Source organism: Hydrocarboniphaga sp. FW305-C-57 (assembly GCF_058783045.1).
Genome location: NZ_JBYSYG010000014.1, coordinates 24,489 through 39,932, shown reverse-complemented (window position 1 = coordinate 39,932; position 15,444 = coordinate 24,489). Strand labels below are relative to the sequence as shown.

Sequence of the window (15,444 nt, the reverse complement as noted above, 5' to 3'; positions counted from 1 at the left end):
CCGCCAAAGGAGAGCGTGATCACGCTGGTGTTGTCTGCTGAACTGCAGCAAGGCGAGATACTCCCGCCGTCGATATCGACAGCCGATGTCGACCGGCTTTTGAGGTCGACGCCTCCACCCATCGATTCGCAATCGCTGAAACCGAGCGCGATCGCGTTTGCACGACAGCAATCCGAGGCCGGGCCCCAGCAGCGCGCGGCTGCGTCGCCGGTGCCGATTGCGCGTGCCGCTGCCGAAGCCGAAGAGCTGACGGAGTCGCTGCTGTCCAGGCTTCGGGCGAACTGGCTGCCGCCGCCCAACGCGGCGATGCGTGTTCGCTGCAGGCTGAGGATCACCTATCGGCGCGGCGGCGTGGTGACCGCGGTGGCGACGGCTCCAAGCTGCACCGATCAGCAGCTGTCCAGCTCGATCGAGAAAGCGGTCTGGAAGTCGCAGCCGCTTCCGATCCCTGCCGGCGCGCGCGCGGAAGGTCACATCGACGTGGAATTCACGCCGTGAGGTTTGTGTGCGAACCGCTGTGGGTGCTCATCGTGCTGGCGACTTCGCTCTCTGCGTCCGCATTCGCCGCCGAGATCGTCGGCAAGTCGTCTCCGGACACGGATCGATGCGAACGGCAAACGATCGGATCCGGAACGGGCGGAGCCCTGGAATCTTTCAGGGACTGCAAGGACTCGCCGATCATGATCGAGCTGCCTGCCGGCCGGTTCCAGATGGGCGATGCGATCGGCGTGGGCTCGGCATACGAATCCCCGGTGCACGAAGTCAGGCTTGCAGCGTTCGCGCTCGCCAGGTTCGAAACCACGCGCGAGCAATGGCTCGCATGCGAGCGTGCAGGCGCCTGCAAGGCTGCCAGGTCCGACGGATCGAGCTTGACGGCGGCGCCCATTGAAAACGTCACCTGGGAACAGGTGCAGGACTACGTGGCGTGGCTCTCGCAGCGCAGCGGCCAGCGCTATCGGCTGCCGAGCGAAGCCGAATGGGAATACGCAGCACGTGCGGGAACGGTGACGCAATACACCTGGGGGAACAGCCTCGATGGCGTCTGCGCGCATGCCAATGGTTTCGACCGATCCGGACATCGCGAAAACCCGCAGTGGTATTGGCAGTCGGACTGCGACGACGGCCATGCGAAAGCGGCCCCCGTGGGCCGGTTTCCGCCGAATGCCTGGGGCCTGCACGACATGCTCGGCAACGTCTGGGAATGGGTGGGCGACTGCTGGCACAGCGATTACACGAACGCCCCGGCGGACGGCCGGGCCTGGACGGATGCCAATTGCCGCAAACGCGTCAACCGTGGTGGTGGCTGGGGCAATCCGGCGACCACGCTGCGTGTCACCAATCGCGATGGCGATCCGCCCAATGCGCGCAGCGAAGGTCTCGGCTTTCGCGTCGCTCGCGATATGCCATCTCGATGAACGGGAGAATGCGGTGCGCGCGATAGAGAAGTGGCTGATGTGCGGAATGCTGCTGGGCATGCACGACGGTGCGTCGCCCGCTCCGCTGCAGCGGCAGCTGAAATTGAACGTCTCGGTCGATGCCACGCAGGCCTGGAAAAACGAGCTGCAATGGAGCAAAGCCAGCAGCCAGCAGCGGTACGAGCTGACGACGCAGCTGCATTCGGATGGTCGTCTCTACGCGCAGAACCTGCTCGACCCCGATCTCGACAAGCGCTCGCGCATCAAGTCCGAGTTCTACACCTACCAGGGGCTGCTCGAACTCAAGCGGGAGAACGGCGGGCGTCTTCCGTCTGGCAACGCGCTCATGCCCGAGATCAGTGCGGAATCGTTGAAGGCTGGCGGTAGCTGTCTGCCCGGCGTCGATTGCCCGAGCGCGAGTCCGCAACGGTTTTCGGCGATCGCGGCGCTGCAGGACAACACCCCGGCGCAAATCGAGCAGTTCATGAAATCGTTCGAAGCGCCGGGTGGGAAGTGGCTTTACTTCACCGGCTTTGCCGGTTGCCGCAACCAGCTGAGGTTGAACTACACGGCGCACTTCGCCGGCGAACAGGCCTTCGATCACGCTCGCAAGAAGTTGCAGCCTTTCGAGATGGACTGGGTTGCGAATACCGAAGGCTCAGCCGAGGAGAAAGCCTCGCTGTGCCGGCGCTATACGATCACGCTCGATACGGGTTCCGGCACGATGTACGTCGAGAATGCCTATCTGCCGTCTCCGCGAGGAACGTCGACGCGAAAGACCGGCCGCGGTCTCGACCGGAGGGAATCGGATCTGCCGCCGCCCTACGAGCTGATGCGCTGGGTCGGCGATACCTTGAGCAAGAACAGGCCGAGCGGAAGCCAGGAGGCGGTGCTCAAGCTGACGCAGCCGCTGGATGGAAACTCGACCGTGCTCGGGCTGTTCGATGGCACCGCCAAGGTGCGGCTCAGCTGGTCCTTCGCCGAGCCTGCCCAGCGTTAGGCGCCGCGCAATGCAAAACCCGGCCGTACCCACCAGATCAGCAAGGGCAACACGATCAGCGACAGCAGCATGTTGATGCCCATGATCGCGATGAGCAGCAAGCCCATGTCGGCGACGAACTTGAGGTCCGACATCACGTACCAGGGCAATATCCCGAGCATCATGATGGTGGCGGTGAACAGGATCGCCTTGCCGGTGGTGTGCAACGCCGCCGTGATCGCCGCGGCCCAATCGCCACTGTTCGCATGCAGCTCTTCGCGGATTCGGGACAGCAGATAGATTCCGTAATCGATGCCGACGCCGACTCCGATCGCCGCGACGATCATCGCGTTGATGTCGAGGCCGACGCCGAGCAGATGCATCGCGGCGATGAGCGCCTCGTTCGACAGGTTCACCGGCACCAGCAACAACAGGCCGGCGACGAACGAGCGATAAGCGAAGCTCGCGAGCAGGAAAACGAACAGGTTGACGGCCGCGATCACCACGAAGTGATACCGCTCGATCACACGATTGACTGCCTCCTGCAGCGCGATCGTGCCGGTGCCGAGCCGGATGCGGAAACTCTCGTGCTGTTCGCCGACCGCTGCGATCGCCTTGCGTGCCGATGCGAGCGCCGCATCGACGGTTTCCTGCCGGTTGTTGGCGTACCACAGCGAGACGGTCGCGTTCTGCAGCCCGCTATCGACGACGTGTCCGTAGCTCTTGGCGCTCGCGCCCATCAAGGCACCGACGGTGGCCGCTCCCATCGCGCTCGCACGCGGGTCCAGCGGCGACCAGGCGGGATGGCCGCCGTTGAAGAGGCGGTTCGACTCACTCAGGTAATCGGCGAACGACAGCGTCGCCCGCGGCGGGAACGCATCGGCTTCGAGCGAACGTTGCAGGGTTCGCATGGTTTGCACGGTGTCGACCTGCTGCGCGGTCCATTCTTCACTTTTCGGGTTCTTCGCCTCCAGCACCAGTTCGAGCGTGTTGACGCCCGGGAAGTGCGCGTTGATGGCTCTGACCGCGACGTTGAAGGCCGAATCGTCCCAGAGCAGGTTGCTGCCTTCGACCGGATTGCCGATGCGAATCTGGTGGGCGGTGTAGATCGCGGCGGCCGAAAAGATCACCAGGACGACCGTCGAGGCAGGGGCGAGGCGGCCGTGCGTGAGCCTGGCGATGGAGCCGAGCACTCGCTCGTGTAACGGTTGTGCATTCGATGTCGAGCGGCGAACGAGTCGTTCGACATTCTTCGGCGCCGGCAAGGTGCAGAGCAGCACGGTGATCAGCACGATGCCGGTCGGAATCAGCCAGACCGCCCACATGCCGCAGAAGATCGCGTGCCGCACCATCGCCGGAATCGGCGCTGCGCAGACGACGATGATGCCGAGCACGTCGGTCAGAATGCCGAGCAGCGACGGGCCGGCCATGACCGTCAGCGTTTGCTCCGCCGCCTTGCGCCGATCGCCGAGTTCGGCATAGATCTCGTAGAAGCGCTCGGTGAACTGGACGCTGTGGGAGAAGCTGCGTGCGGTCAGCAGCAGCGGCACCACCATCAGCAAGGGCTCGATCGAAATGTCGAGCCAGCCGACGAGTCCGAAGGCCCAGATCGCGGCCACGCTCGAGGTGACGATGGGCGTCAGGATGCCGACCCAGTTGCGCGTGTAGAGCGCCAGGGCGATCAGCAGCGCAGCCAGCGTGACCGCGAAGATGGCGATCATCTGGCTTTCGTAGTGATAGACCCAGCCGATCAGGATCGGCTGCCCGGCGACGAAGATTTCGTGATGGGCATCGCGCGCCTGATCGGCAAGCATCTGCACGGCGCGAAAAACGGTGCCGTAGTCGGTGCCGCGTTCGAGCAGCGTCGCCGTGATCAGCGTGGCCTTGTCGTCGCGCGAGATCAGGAAATCGCGCACCTTCGGCGCCTGATCGACGCGGAGCCGGAACGCGGCCAGTTCCTCGGCGCTTCGCGGCGGATGGCCGCCCATCAGCGGCCGCATGTCGATGCCGAGCGGCGTGGCCTCGGAGGTCCGGGCGCGCTCGGTGGTGATCGACAGGATCTGATCGTGATCGACGCCCGTGATCAGGTCGATGTCCCGAGTCAGCTGCCACACTTTCGCCAGCGTCTCAGTGTTGTAGAGATCGCCGCCGTCGCTGCGCCGGACCATCACGGCAACGGTCAGCGGATTGCCGAAGTTCGGATGATCCCGGTACACCTGCACGAACGGATCATCCTGCGGCAGCAGGTCGGAGAACACGGTTTCGAGCACGACGCGCGGCAGGCCGGCGGCGAAGAATGCGGTGATCAGGCCGAACAGCAGATAGAGCAGCGCCGGATGCGCCACCACCCGGCGCGCGACGCGCGCGCTCAGCGACGGCATGCGATCACCACGCGTCTCGTTGCGAGGCATCGGCCCGAATGCCGATGCGGGATCAGACCGGCGCGAAGCCTCCGAAGCGGGCCAGCACGTCCCGACTCAGTTCCGGCTGCTCGGAAACCTCCGAGAGTTTGGTGACGACGAACTCCTGCGCTCCAGGAAACGTGCTTCGATAAATCTCGCGGCACACCTCGTAGGCGGCATGCCCCGGCCAGTCCGCGGGCAGCACGCTGTCGGGCAGGCGAGGGTCGTGCAGGCTGACGCGGCGGAACGAGTGAATCAGCAAGGTCTGCACGACGAAGCAGATTTCGGGCGAGGCTTGTTTGGACGTCAGCAAGCCGGTGGCGGGCTCGAATCGCTTGAGGAACTCGCGATACTCGAGCGCCACCGATTCGAGGTTCCAGCATTCGGAGGCCAGTTCCGCGATCGGCCGCGCCGACAGTTCGCTGAGATCGGCCACGCTGAGCACCATGGTGCGTTCGCGCAGTTCGAGCTGGTCGAGAATCTCGGCCAGCATGCGAACGTCGGCACTCGGATGCACGAAGATGCCTGGCGCGATCATACCGAAGCCCTCCCACTCGAGCTCCTTTCTGAGCTCGGACCGCTCGGGTGCGCCCACGCCGGCCTTGGTCAGCATGACCAGCGTCCAGCGCCCGTCCCAATTGCTCGGCGGCGGCGTGTAGATGCGCCGGTAGGCGTGCGCGAAGCGGCGCTTGCCTAGCGACGTGAGCGCATAGCGGCTGCGTCTGCCGTCGCGTATCGATTCGAGCCAGCCTTCCTCGATCAGGCGAAAACTGCTGGTCCTTACCAGCCGCTCGTTGACGTCGAACGGTTCCATCAGCTCGATGAGTTCGCCGAGCCAGACGCCGCTCGCGCACGGGGCGATCGAGTCGCCGAACACCGACACGATGAGCGACTTGGAGCGCGGCTCCTCCTCCTTGAGATAGCGCTTGATCCAGTCGTCGATCGATTTGTATTTGACGGCCATTCCCTACCTGCGTTGCGAATCTTCCGAGCATGTTAACGGCCGCTATGGGGTTGTAGTGTGTCTGAAAACAAATCTACTACAGAATTATCGTTGACACTTTATAATCCGTATCATATCGTCTCGGGCACTGGTCGAGCAGAAGGAGCCAAGCCATGTACGCACAGTTGGTCGATACCGGATTGAGCCGGGTACGGAATCTCGAAGACCTCGGTCCCGAAGATCGCGAGTTTCAGGAGCGCATCGATCGCGGGGTGAAGATCGAGGCCAAGGACTGGATGCCCGAGGCTTATCGCCGGACGCTGATCCGGCAGATCAGCCAGCACGCCCATTCGGAGATCGTCGGCCAGCTGCCGGAGGGCAACTGGATCACGCGCGCGCCCTCGCTGAAGCGCAAGGCGATCCTGCTGGCGAAAGTCCAGGATGAAGCCGGACACGGGCTCTATCTGTACAGCGCCGCCGAAACGCTCGGCGTCTCGCGCGACCAGATGGTCGACGACCTGCATTCGGGCAAGGCCAAGTATTCGAGCATCTTCAACTACCCGACGCTGACCTGGGCCGACATGGGCGCGATCGGCTGGCTGGTCGACGGCTCGGCGATCATCAACCAGGTGCCGCTCTGTCGTTGTTCCTACGGCCCTTATGCACGCGCCATGGTGCGGGTATGCAAGGAAGAGTCGTTCCACCAGCGCCAGGGCTACGACATCATGATCGCGCTCGCCAAGGGCACGCCCGAGCAGAAGGCGATGGCGCAGGACGCGCTCGATCGCTGGTGGTGGCCCTCGCTGATGATGTTCGGCCCGAGCGACGCAGAGTCGGTCAATAGCGCGCAGTCTGCGCAGTGGGGCATCAAGCTCTTCAGCAACGACGAACTGCGCCAGAAGATGGTCGACCAGTCGGTCCCGCAGGCCGAGTACCTGGGTCTCACGGTTCCCGATCCGGATCTGAAATGGAACGCCGAGCGCGGCCACTACGACTTCGGAAAGATCGACTGGGAAGAGTTCTACAACGTGGTCAAGGGCAATGGCCCCTGCAATCGCGATCGGCTCAAGACCCGCGTCAAGGCGCATGAGGACGGCGCCTGGTTCCGCGAAGCGCTGATCGCGCACTCCGAAAAGAAAATTCAGCAGGCCGCCGGCGTTGCGGCCTGATCACCTCACGCGAGTTCGAGAGCAACGGCTGACAAGCATGAAGACCAGGAAAGAATGGCCGCTCTGGGAGATTTTCATCCGGAGCCAGCACGGGTTGGCGCACAAGCACGTGGGCAGCCTGCACGCCGCCGACGCCGAGATGGCGATCAACAACGCGCGTGACGTCTACACGCGCCGCAATGAAGGCGTGAGCCTGTGGGTCGTTCGATCGAACGACATCGTCGCCAACGATCCGACCGACCGCGAAGCCCTGTTCGAGCCCGCTGCGAACAAGGTGTATCGCCACCCGACGTTCTTTCCGATGCCGGAAGAAGTCAAGCACATGTAATCGCGCATCCGCGCACGGCAGAAGCAGCCGGCGCGCCGGAGGAGACTATGACCGACAACACATTTCGCTACGTGCTGAGGCTCGGCGACAACGCGCTGATCCTGAGCCACCGCCTTTCCGAATGGTGCGGAAAAGGCCCGGCCCTCGAAGAGGACATGGCGCTCGCCAACACCGCGCTCGATCTGCTCGGCCAGGCGCGCCAGTGGCTGACGGTTGCCGGTGAAATCGAAGGCGCGGATCGTGACGAAGACGATCTCGCCTATCTGCGCGCGCCCGAGCAGTTCACCAACCTGCTGCTGGCCGAGCGTCCCAACGGCAACTATGCCGACACGCTGGTTCGCCAGTTCTTCTTCGACGCCTGGCATCACCTGGCGCTGCAGAAGCTCGTCTCGTCGTCGGATGAGCGCATCGCCGCGATCGCCCAGAAAGCGGCCAAGGAAGTTCGCTACCACCTGCGCAGGACCAGCGATCTGGTGGTTCGACTCGGCGACGGCACGCCGACCAGCCGCTCGATGATGCAGTCCGCGGTCGATGATCTCTGGCCCTATACGGGCGAGATGTTCACTGCCGATGCCATCGACGCCGCGGCCGCCGAATCGAACATCGGTTTCGATCCGGCGCGCCTGCGTGCGGACTGGCTGTCGTACGTCCAGTCCGTGCTCGACGAAGCGACCCTCAGGATGCCGCCGGCCGAAGCCTGGATGCACAAGGGCGGCAAGCAGGGGCGGCACACCGAGGCCTTGAGCTATCTGCTCGCCGAAATGCAGGTCCTGCACCGCGCCCATCCTGGCGCCGCATGGTAGTGCGCGATGTCCTCCGAGACGGCAAGCGAGCCGGCGGTGCGTCAGGTCTGGGCCTGGCTCGAATCGGTTCCTGATCCGGAGATTCCGGTGCTGTCGGTGCTCGATCTGGGCATCGTCCGCGACGTGCAGTGGAGTGGACGCGAAACCGACGAATGCCTGGTGACGGTGACGCCGACGTATTCCGGTTGCCCGGCGACGGAGGTGATCTCGGACGACATCAGCAAGGCATTGCACGATCACGGCGTGCGCGATGTTCGGGTGCGGATTCAGCTCGCGCCGGCCTGGACCACGGATTGGCTGAGGCCGCAGGCGCGCGAAAAACTGCGTGAGTACGGCATAGCCCCGCCGGTTGGACTCGCTGCCAACGAGCGCATCGTCGACATCAGCCGGCTTCGCGCTTCTCGCGAAAAGCCTCTGCAGATCGCCTGTCCGCGATGCGGTTCGAAACACACGCAGCTGACCAGCCAGTTCGGCTCGACGCCGTGCAAGTCGCTGTATCGGTGCCTCGATTGCCTCGAGCCCTTCGACTATTTCAAATGCCACTAGGCGTTCAACAATCCATGAGCAAGTTTCATCATCTGCGGGTCGCCAGCTGCAAGCCCGAGACCCGCGACGCGGTCGTCGTCACCTTCGACGTGCCCGAGGAAAACCGGGAGCACTTCCACTTCGTGCAAGGCCAGCACCTGGTGCTCAAGTCGAAGTTCGAGGGCGAGGAGATCCGGCGCTCGTACTCGATCTGCTCCGCTCCGTACGAGAACACGTTGCGCATCGCGATCAAGCGAGTCGAAGACGGCTTGTTCTCGACCTGGGCGAACCGCGAGCTGCAGCCCGGTCACGTGATCGAGTGCATGGAGCCGTCGGGCCACTTCAATGTGCCGCTCGCGCCCGAGACGGAGCGGCACCACGTGGCGTTTGCATCGGGCAGCGGCATCACGCCGGTGCTGTCGATCATCAAGGCCACGCTCAAGGAAGAGCCGAACAGCCGGTTCACGCTGTTCTACGGAAACCGCGCCTCGTCGAGCGTGATCTTCAAGGAAGAACTCGCGAACCTGAAGGACCGGTACATGACCCGGTTCAACCTGGTCTACGTGCTGAGCCGCGAATCGCAGGACATCGAGCTGTTCAACGGCCGCATCGATCGCCGGAAGTGCGACGAGCTGCTCGATCGCTGGATCGATCCGGCGGGCATCGACGTCGCCTACATCTGCGGCCCGCAGTCGATGATGGAAGCGGTCTCCGAAAGCCTGATGGCGCATGGCGTTCCGAAGCCCTCGATCAAGATGGAGCTGTTCGCGAGCGCGATGCCGAAGCTGCCGAGAAAAGCATCGGCGATCACGGCCAAGGGCACGCAGCAATGCAAGATCACGCTGATCCAGGACGGAAGAACGCGTGAGCTTCATATCGAGAAGAACAGGGAAACCATTCTCGATGCGGCGCTGGAACAAGGCGTCGAGCTGCCGTATTCGTGCAAGGGCGGCGTCTGCTCGACCTGCCGATGCAAGATGACCAAGGGCGAAGTCGACATGGACGTCAACTTCGCCCTGGAAGACTACGAAGTCGCGCGTGGCTTCATCCTGACCTGCCAGAGCTACCCGATCACCGACGAACTCGTCCTCGACTTCGATCAGGAGAGCTGAGTGATTTACGAACTGCTCTCGCTCGAAACCATCGGCAAGGTCGCGCTGATCCGCCTGCGCCGGCCGGAGGCGCTCAATGCGCTTTCGCTGCCGCTGCGCGAAGAGCTGCGCCGCGCGCTCGTCGAGATCGAGGCGGACGAGCGAATCGGAGCGGCCGTCGTCACCGGCGATGAGAAGGCGTTCGCCGCGGGCGCCGACGTCAAGACGTTGGCGACTTGGGGGCCGAAGGAGGTTGCGGCGTCGACCGAGCTGCGCGGCGCCTGGGATCAGCTGCGCATCGGCAAGACGCCGATCATCGCGGCCGTCGCCGGCTTCGCACTCGGAGCGGGGTGCGAGCTCGCGATGATGTGCGACTTCATTCTCGCGGCGGACAACGCCCGCTTCGGCCAGCCCGAGATCAAGCTCGGCACCATTCCGGGCGCCGGCGGCACGCAGCGGCTGACCCGCCTCGTCGGCAAGAGCAAGGCGATGGAGATGGTGCTGACCGGACGGATGATCGATGCCGCCGAAGCCGAGCGCTGCGGGCTGGTCTCGCGCATCGTGCCGCTCGCGGATCTCGTCGGCGAGGCGCTGAAAGTGGCGGCCGCGATCGCCGAGCTGTCGCCGCCGGTGGTGCGCCTGGCTCGGCAGGCCGTCGATCAGGCGTTCGAAACCTCGTTGTCCGAAGGCCTCGCGTTCGAGCAGGCCGCGTTCGAATCCACTTTCGCGCTCGATGACCGGCGCGAAGGCATGACTGCGTTTCTCGAAAAGCGCAAACCCCAGTTCAAGAGCTGCTGAGCTCGACCGAAGACCAGGAGAATCACATGCAATTGCAGAGTTATGCGGCCGGCCAGTGGCGCAGTGGTGAAGGCGGAGAGACGGTTCGTCATGCGATCACCGGTGCTCCGGTGGCGACGGTTTCGAGCAAAGGCATCGACTTTGCCGCGATGCTCGCGCACGGCCGCAAGGTCGGAAGTCCGGCCTTGCGCAAGCTCACGTTCCACGAACGCGCACTCAAGCTCAAGGCGCTTGCGCAGTATCTGGCAGAGCGCAAGGAAACCTACTACGAGCTTTCGAAAGCCACCGGGGCAACGCGCGCGGACTCCTGGGTCGATATCGAAGGCGGCATCGCCACGCTGTTCGCGTTCTCGAGCAAAGGTCGCAAGGAGCTGCCGAACGCGAGCTTCATCATCGACGGCAATCCCGAGATCGTCTCGCGCAACGGAAGCTTCGTCGGCCAGCACATTCGCACGCCGTTGCAAGGTGTCGCCGTCCACATCAACGCATTCAATTTCCCTTGCTGGGGCATGCTCGAAAAGCTTGCGGTGAATTTGTTGGCCGGGGTTCCGGCCATCGTCAAGCCGGCGAGCCAGACCTCGTATCTCACCGAGCTGATGTTCCGCGACATGATCGGCTCCGGAATCTTTCCGGAAGGCTCGCTGCAGCTGATCTGCGGCAGCGTGGGCGATCTGTTCGAGCATCTGGAATCGCAGGACGTCGTGACTTTCACCGGCTCGGCTTCGACCGGGCGCAAGCTCAAGTCGCATCCGGTGATCCTGCGCAACTCGGTTCGCTTCACCATGGAAGCCGATTCGCTGAACTTCTCGATGCTCGGCCCGGACGCGACACCGGACCAGCCCGAGTTCGAGATCTTCATCAAGGAAGTGGCGCGCGAACTCACGAGCAAGGCCGGCCAGAAGTGCACCTGCATCCGCCGCGTGTTCGTGCCCAGGCCGCTGATCGAGACGGTCACCGAGGCCTTGAGCAAGCGCCTGTCGAAGGTCGTGCTCGGCGATCCTTCCGTCGAAGGCGTCACCATGGGTGCGCTGGCGAGCCTTGCGCAGCGCGATGAAGTGCGTGCTCGCGTCCGCGAGCTGCAGCAGGGCGCGGAGATCGTCTACGGCGATCTCGAAAATTTCTCCGTCACCGGCGGTGATGCCGCAATCGGCGCGTTCCTGCCGCCGATCCTGCTGCGTTGCGCGGAGCCGAAGCAGCATGCCGTCGTGCACGAGGTCGAAGCCTTCGGTCCCGTCGCCACGCTGATGCCGTACGAGACCGCGGAAGACGCGATCGACCTGGCGCGTCGCGGCGAAGGCAGCCTCGTCGGTTCGCTGGTCACCTACGACAACGATTTCGCCCGTGAAGTCGTGCTGGGCGCAGCGGCCTATCACGGCCGCCTGCTGATCCTGAATCGCGACAGCGCCAAGGAATCGACCGGCCACGGTTCGCCGCTGCCGGTGCTCGTGCACGGCGGTCCGGGTCGTGCCGGTGGCGGCGAAGAGATGGGCGGCATTCGCGGCGTGATGCACTACATGCAGCGCACCGCGCTGCAGGGTTCGCCCGAGACGCTGAGCCGCATCACCGATCGCTGGATCACGGGCGCGAACCGCGTTGAGGGCGTGCATCCGTTCCGCAAGAACCTCGACGAACTCCAGCTCGGCGATTGCGTGAAGACGGGCTCGCACAAGGTGACGCTCGAAGAGATCGAGCACTTCGCCCACTTCACCGGCGATACCTTCTACGCGCACATGGACGAAGCCGCCGCCAAGGCCAATCCGTTCTTCGGCGGACGCGTGGCGCACGGCTACTACATCGTGTCGATCGCGGCGGGCCTGTTCGTCGAGCCGAACCCGGGCCCGGTGCTCGCCAACTACGGCGTCGACAACCTGCGCTTCCTGACCCCGGTGTTACCCGGAGACGAACTCAAGGTCGTGCTGACCTGCAAGCAGAAGAACCCGCGCATCACCGAGAACTACGGCGAAGTGCGCTGGGACGCCGTGGTCACCAATCAGGACGACAAGGTCGTCGCGCAGTACGACGTGCTGACGATGGTGGAAAAGGCGCCCAGGGTGGAGACCGTATGAGCTACGAGAACATTCGATTCTCCATCGAAGCGGGCATCGCCCGGCTGACGCTCAATCGCCCCGACAAGCTCAACAGCTTCACGGTGGCGATGCATCAGGAAGTGCGTGAAGCTCTCGACAAGGTCAAAGCCGATCGCAGCGTGCGCGTGCTGCTGCTGACGGGTGCCGGCCGTGGCTTCTGCGCCGGGCAGGATCTCGGTGATCGAGCCGTCGCACCGGGCGGAGCCGCGGTCGATCTCGGCGAGTCGGTCGAGCGCTGGTATGCGCCGCTCGTGCTCGCATTGAAGGCGCTGCCGTTGCCGGTCGTATGCGCGGTGAACGGCGTCGCGGCGGGCGCGGGCGCCAATCTCGCCTACGCCTGCGACATCGTGATCGCGGCACGCTCGGCCAGCTTCATCCAGCCGTTCTGCAAGCTCGGCCTGATTCCGGATACCGGCGGCACGCACTTCCTGCCGCGCCTGGTGGGCCGTGCCCGTGCGATGGGCTTGGCGATGCTCGGCGACAAGGTCCCGGCCGAACAGGCGCAGGACATCGGGCTGATCTGGAAAGTCGTCGACGACGACAAGCTGCAGGATGAAGCCGAGTCGCTGCTGCGCCACTTCGCACAGGCACCGACGCTCGGTCTGGCGCGCACCAAGCAGCTCATCAATGGCAGCTTCTCGACGACGCTGGAAGAAGAGCTCGTGCTGGAGCGGGATGCCATGCGCGAACTCGGCTACAGCCGTGATTACGCCGAGGGCGTCGCGGCGTTTCTGGAAAAGCGGCCGCCGCGGTTCGTCGGGGAATGACCGTGGCGTCCAATGCAGCGAACGCCCCGAGAGTCGGCGTCGCCGTCGTCGGTGCCGGTGCGATGGGCTCGGGCATCGCCCAGGTCGCGGCGACGGCTGGGCATCGCGTGCTGCTGTACGACGCACGCGCCGGTGCGGCCGAGCACGCCGTCGACGGCATCCGCTCGACCTTGCGCCGCGTGGTCGACAAAGGCCGGCTCGAGCCCGAGGCGTTCGAGCAGATCATGTCCCGGCTCGGAGCGGCCTCCGCGCTCGAAGACCTGGGCGGATGCGAGCTCGTGGTCGAGGCGATCGTCGAGGATCTGAAGGTCAAGCAAGAGCTGTTCGGCAAGCTCGAAGCGATGGTCGGCGACGGCGCGATCCTGGCGACCAATACCTCGTCGATCTCGGTGACCGCCATCGGCACCGGCTTGAAGCGGCCTGAGCGCTTGGTCGGCATGCACTTCTTCAATCCGGCGCCGCTGATGCCGCTCGTCGAAGTGGTTTCGGGCGTTGCGACGGCTGCGGCCGTTGCGGAGCAGATCTATGCGCTGTCGCTGGCCTGGGGCAAGAAGCCGGTGCATGCGCGTTCGACGCCGGGCTTCATCGTCAACCGCGTTGCGCGCCCTTATTACGCAGAGGGCCTTCGACTGCTGCAGGAAGGCGCTGCGGGTTGCGCCACGATCGATGCGGTGATGAGAGAAGCGGGCGGTTTCCGCATGGGCCCGTTCGAACTCATGGACATGATCGGCCATGACGTGAACTACGCGGTCACGCGCTCGGTGTTCGATGCGTTCTACGGCGACCCGAGATTCCAGCCTTCGCTGCTCCAGCTCGACCTCGTGCAGGCGGGCTTTTTCGGCCGCAAGAGCGGTCGGGGCTTCTATGACTATCGCGAAGGTGCGCCGACACAAGTTGCAGATCACGAGCCTGACGCGGCAGTTCCTTCCGGCGCGATCGTCTGGACCGGATCGCCGACCGGCTCGGCGCTCGCGAAGCGCCTGGATGAGCACGCTGTCGCCTTCGAGCGGATGGCCGGCGAAGGGCCGGCGAACGCGATTGCGGCGGTCGGCGATGCCTTCCTGTTCGTCACCGACGGGCGAACCGCTTCGGCACTCGCCGGGGACGTGCAGCTGCCGAACTGCGTCGTCGTCGACCTGATGCTGGCGCCGGAATCGGCGACGCGAGTCGCGATCGCAAAAGCTGACCAATGCGCCGACGGCGCGTACGAAAAGCTTCTGGGCCTGCTGCAGGGCGCAGGGCTGACCGTGTCTCGCTTGAGCGATACGCCGGGCCTGGCCGTCATGCGCATCGTCGCGATGCTCGCGAACGAAGCCAACGACGCGGTGCATCAGCAGGTCTGCTCGGCACAGGACGTCGACATCGCGATGCGTGCCGGCGTGGCGTATCCGAAAGGCCCGCTCGAATGGGCCCAATCCATCGGGCCGCAACGCGTACTCGCAGTGCTCGATCACCTGTTCGAGTTTTACCGCGAGCCACGCTATCGAGCATCGCCGCGGCTGAGGCAATCGAGATTCAAGGCCGCAGCAGAGCCGGCGTGAGACCCAAAAGAATTCGTCAAAAAATAAAGAGGAGAGCCATGCAGCAGCAAGAGAACCCCGAAGGACGTCGCCTAGCGGAGATCGTCGTCGGTGCGATGATGGAGCGGGACGCCGCATCGAACCATCTCGGCATGCAGATATCGAAGGCCGCCGCAGGGCAGGCGACCGTCACCATGAAGGTCAAGCCGGAAATGCTCAACGGCCATCTGACTTGCCATGGCGGATTCATCTTCAGCCTGGCGGACAGCGCATTCGCGTTCGCCTGCAACAGCCGTAACGAGGCCACCGTCGCCGCCGGCTGCTCGATCGACTATCTGCGTCCTGCGATGGCCGGACAACTGCTCACTGCCGTTGCGCAAGAGCGCGCCCTGCCTGGGCGCACGGGCGTCTACGACGTCACGGTGACGAACGACGCAGGCGAACTGGTGGCGCTGTTCCGTGGCCGTTCGCACCGCATCAAGGGCGAAGTCATTCCGCTCGAAACCGGAACGGTTGCGAACTAGCGGAATGCACGCATAGCGAGCTGCGTGCACGCCGCGCCAAGCGGTGGTGACGCAGCCGGGCGAAAGTTCTAACCGAGCCCAAGAGGCATTCGG

15 protein-coding genes are annotated in these 15,444 nt (G+C 64.4%); 13 read left to right on the top strand and 2 right to left on the bottom strand.

Annotated features, from left to right (window positions below):
- Positions 1–15 precede the first annotated feature (15 nt).
- The 3 genes from AC3WUM_RS21595 to AC3WUM_RS21585 are packed head-to-tail and all read left to right on the top strand — an operon-like array spanning position 16 to position 2,415.
- Positions 16–498 carry a TonB C-terminal domain-containing protein gene (locus AC3WUM_RS21595; protein ID WP_492412947.1) on the top strand — a complete coding sequence of 161 codons (483 nt, stop codon included), beginning with the start codon at positions 16–18 and terminating at the stop codon, positions 496–498.
- Complete coding sequence (locus AC3WUM_RS21590; RefSeq protein WP_492412946.1) at positions 495–1,415, top strand: formylglycine-generating enzyme family protein; 921 nt, start codon at positions 495–497, stop codon at positions 1,413–1,415. The genes AC3WUM_RS21595 and AC3WUM_RS21590 overlap by 4 nt, the downstream gene beginning before the upstream one ends.
- Positions 1,416–1,452: 37 nt before the next feature.
- Entirely contained in the window at positions 1,453–2,415 is a 963-nt protein-coding gene (locus AC3WUM_RS21585) for a hypothetical protein (RefSeq protein WP_322266464.1), read from the top strand.
- Here the strand turns inward: AC3WUM_RS21585 and AC3WUM_RS21580 are convergent.
- On the bottom strand, positions 2,412–4,805 hold the full coding sequence (locus AC3WUM_RS21580; RefSeq protein WP_492412944.1) for an efflux RND transporter permease subunit: 2,394 nt from the start codon (positions 4,803–4,805) through the stop codon (positions 2,412–2,414). The two genes, AC3WUM_RS21585 and AC3WUM_RS21580, sit on opposite strands and share 4 nt — an antisense overlap.
- Positions 4,806–4,827: 22 nt before the next feature.
- Positions 4,828–5,760 (bottom strand): phenylacetic acid degradation operon negative regulatory protein PaaX, encoded by a 933-nt coding sequence (gene paaX / locus AC3WUM_RS21575; protein WP_322266462.1) that lies wholly within the window; start codon positions 5,758–5,760, stop codon positions 4,828–4,830.
- 152 nt (positions 5,761–5,912) lie between these two features.
- Here paaX and paaA point away from each other — a divergent pair, with 152 nt between their 5' ends.
- From paaA to paaI, 10 genes are read left to right on the top strand one after another with little or no spacing between them, the layout of a single operon-like run.
- A complete protein-coding gene (gene paaA / locus AC3WUM_RS21570; RefSeq protein WP_322266461.1) occupies positions 5,913–6,908 on the top strand; it encodes a 1,2-phenylacetyl-CoA epoxidase subunit PaaA in 996 nt (331 codons plus the stop codon).
- Positions 6,909–6,945: 37 nt separating this feature from the next.
- Entirely contained in the window at positions 6,946–7,236 is a 291-nt protein-coding gene (paaB, locus tag AC3WUM_RS21565) for a 1,2-phenylacetyl-CoA epoxidase subunit PaaB (RefSeq protein WP_322266460.1), read from the top strand.
- The gene (gene paaC / locus AC3WUM_RS21560) at positions 7,236–8,039 is read left to right on the top strand and encodes a 1,2-phenylacetyl-CoA epoxidase subunit PaaC (RefSeq protein WP_322266526.1); all 804 of its coding nucleotides are present in this window, start codon (positions 7,236–7,238) and stop codon (positions 8,037–8,039) included. Before paaB ends, paaC begins: the two co-directional genes overlap by 1 nt.
- A gap of 6 nt (positions 8,040–8,045) precedes the next feature.
- A complete protein-coding gene (gene paaD / locus AC3WUM_RS21555; protein ID WP_322266459.1) occupies positions 8,046–8,585 on the top strand; it encodes a 1,2-phenylacetyl-CoA epoxidase subunit PaaD in 540 nt (179 codons plus the stop codon).
- Between the two features lie 14 nt (positions 8,586–8,599).
- Positions 8,600–9,676: a 1,2-phenylacetyl-CoA epoxidase subunit PaaE gene (paaE, locus tag AC3WUM_RS21550; protein ID WP_322266458.1), complete on the top strand. Its 1,077-nt coding sequence runs from the start codon at positions 8,600–8,602 to the stop codon at positions 9,674–9,676.
- Complete coding sequence (locus tag AC3WUM_RS21545; RefSeq protein ID WP_322266457.1) at positions 9,677–10,453, top strand: enoyl-CoA hydratase-related protein; 777 nt, start codon at positions 9,677–9,679, stop codon at positions 10,451–10,453.
- Positions 10,454–10,479: 26 nt separating this feature from the next.
- The gene (gene paaZ, locus AC3WUM_RS21540; RefSeq protein ID WP_322266456.1) at positions 10,480–12,519 is read left to right on the top strand and encodes a phenylacetic acid degradation bifunctional protein PaaZ; all 2,040 of its coding nucleotides are present in this window, start codon (positions 10,480–10,482) and stop codon (positions 12,517–12,519) included.
- Positions 12,516–13,307: a 2-(1,2-epoxy-1,2-dihydrophenyl)acetyl-CoA isomerase PaaG gene (paaG, locus tag AC3WUM_RS21535; protein WP_322266455.1), complete on the top strand. Its 792-nt coding sequence runs from the start codon at positions 12,516–12,518 to the stop codon at positions 13,305–13,307. The genes paaZ and paaG overlap by 4 nt, the downstream gene beginning before the upstream one ends.
- Entirely contained in the window at positions 13,304–14,848 is a 1,545-nt protein-coding gene (locus tag AC3WUM_RS21530; protein ID WP_416187303.1) for a 3-hydroxyacyl-CoA dehydrogenase, read from the top strand. Before paaG ends, AC3WUM_RS21530 begins: the two co-directional genes overlap by 4 nt.
- 38 nt (positions 14,849–14,886) lie before the next feature.
- Positions 14,887–15,351 carry a hydroxyphenylacetyl-CoA thioesterase PaaI gene (gene paaI / locus AC3WUM_RS21525; RefSeq protein ID WP_322266453.1) on the top strand — a complete coding sequence of 155 codons (465 nt, stop codon included), beginning with the start codon at positions 14,887–14,889 and terminating at the stop codon, positions 15,349–15,351.
- Positions 15,352–15,444 lie beyond the last annotated feature (93 nt).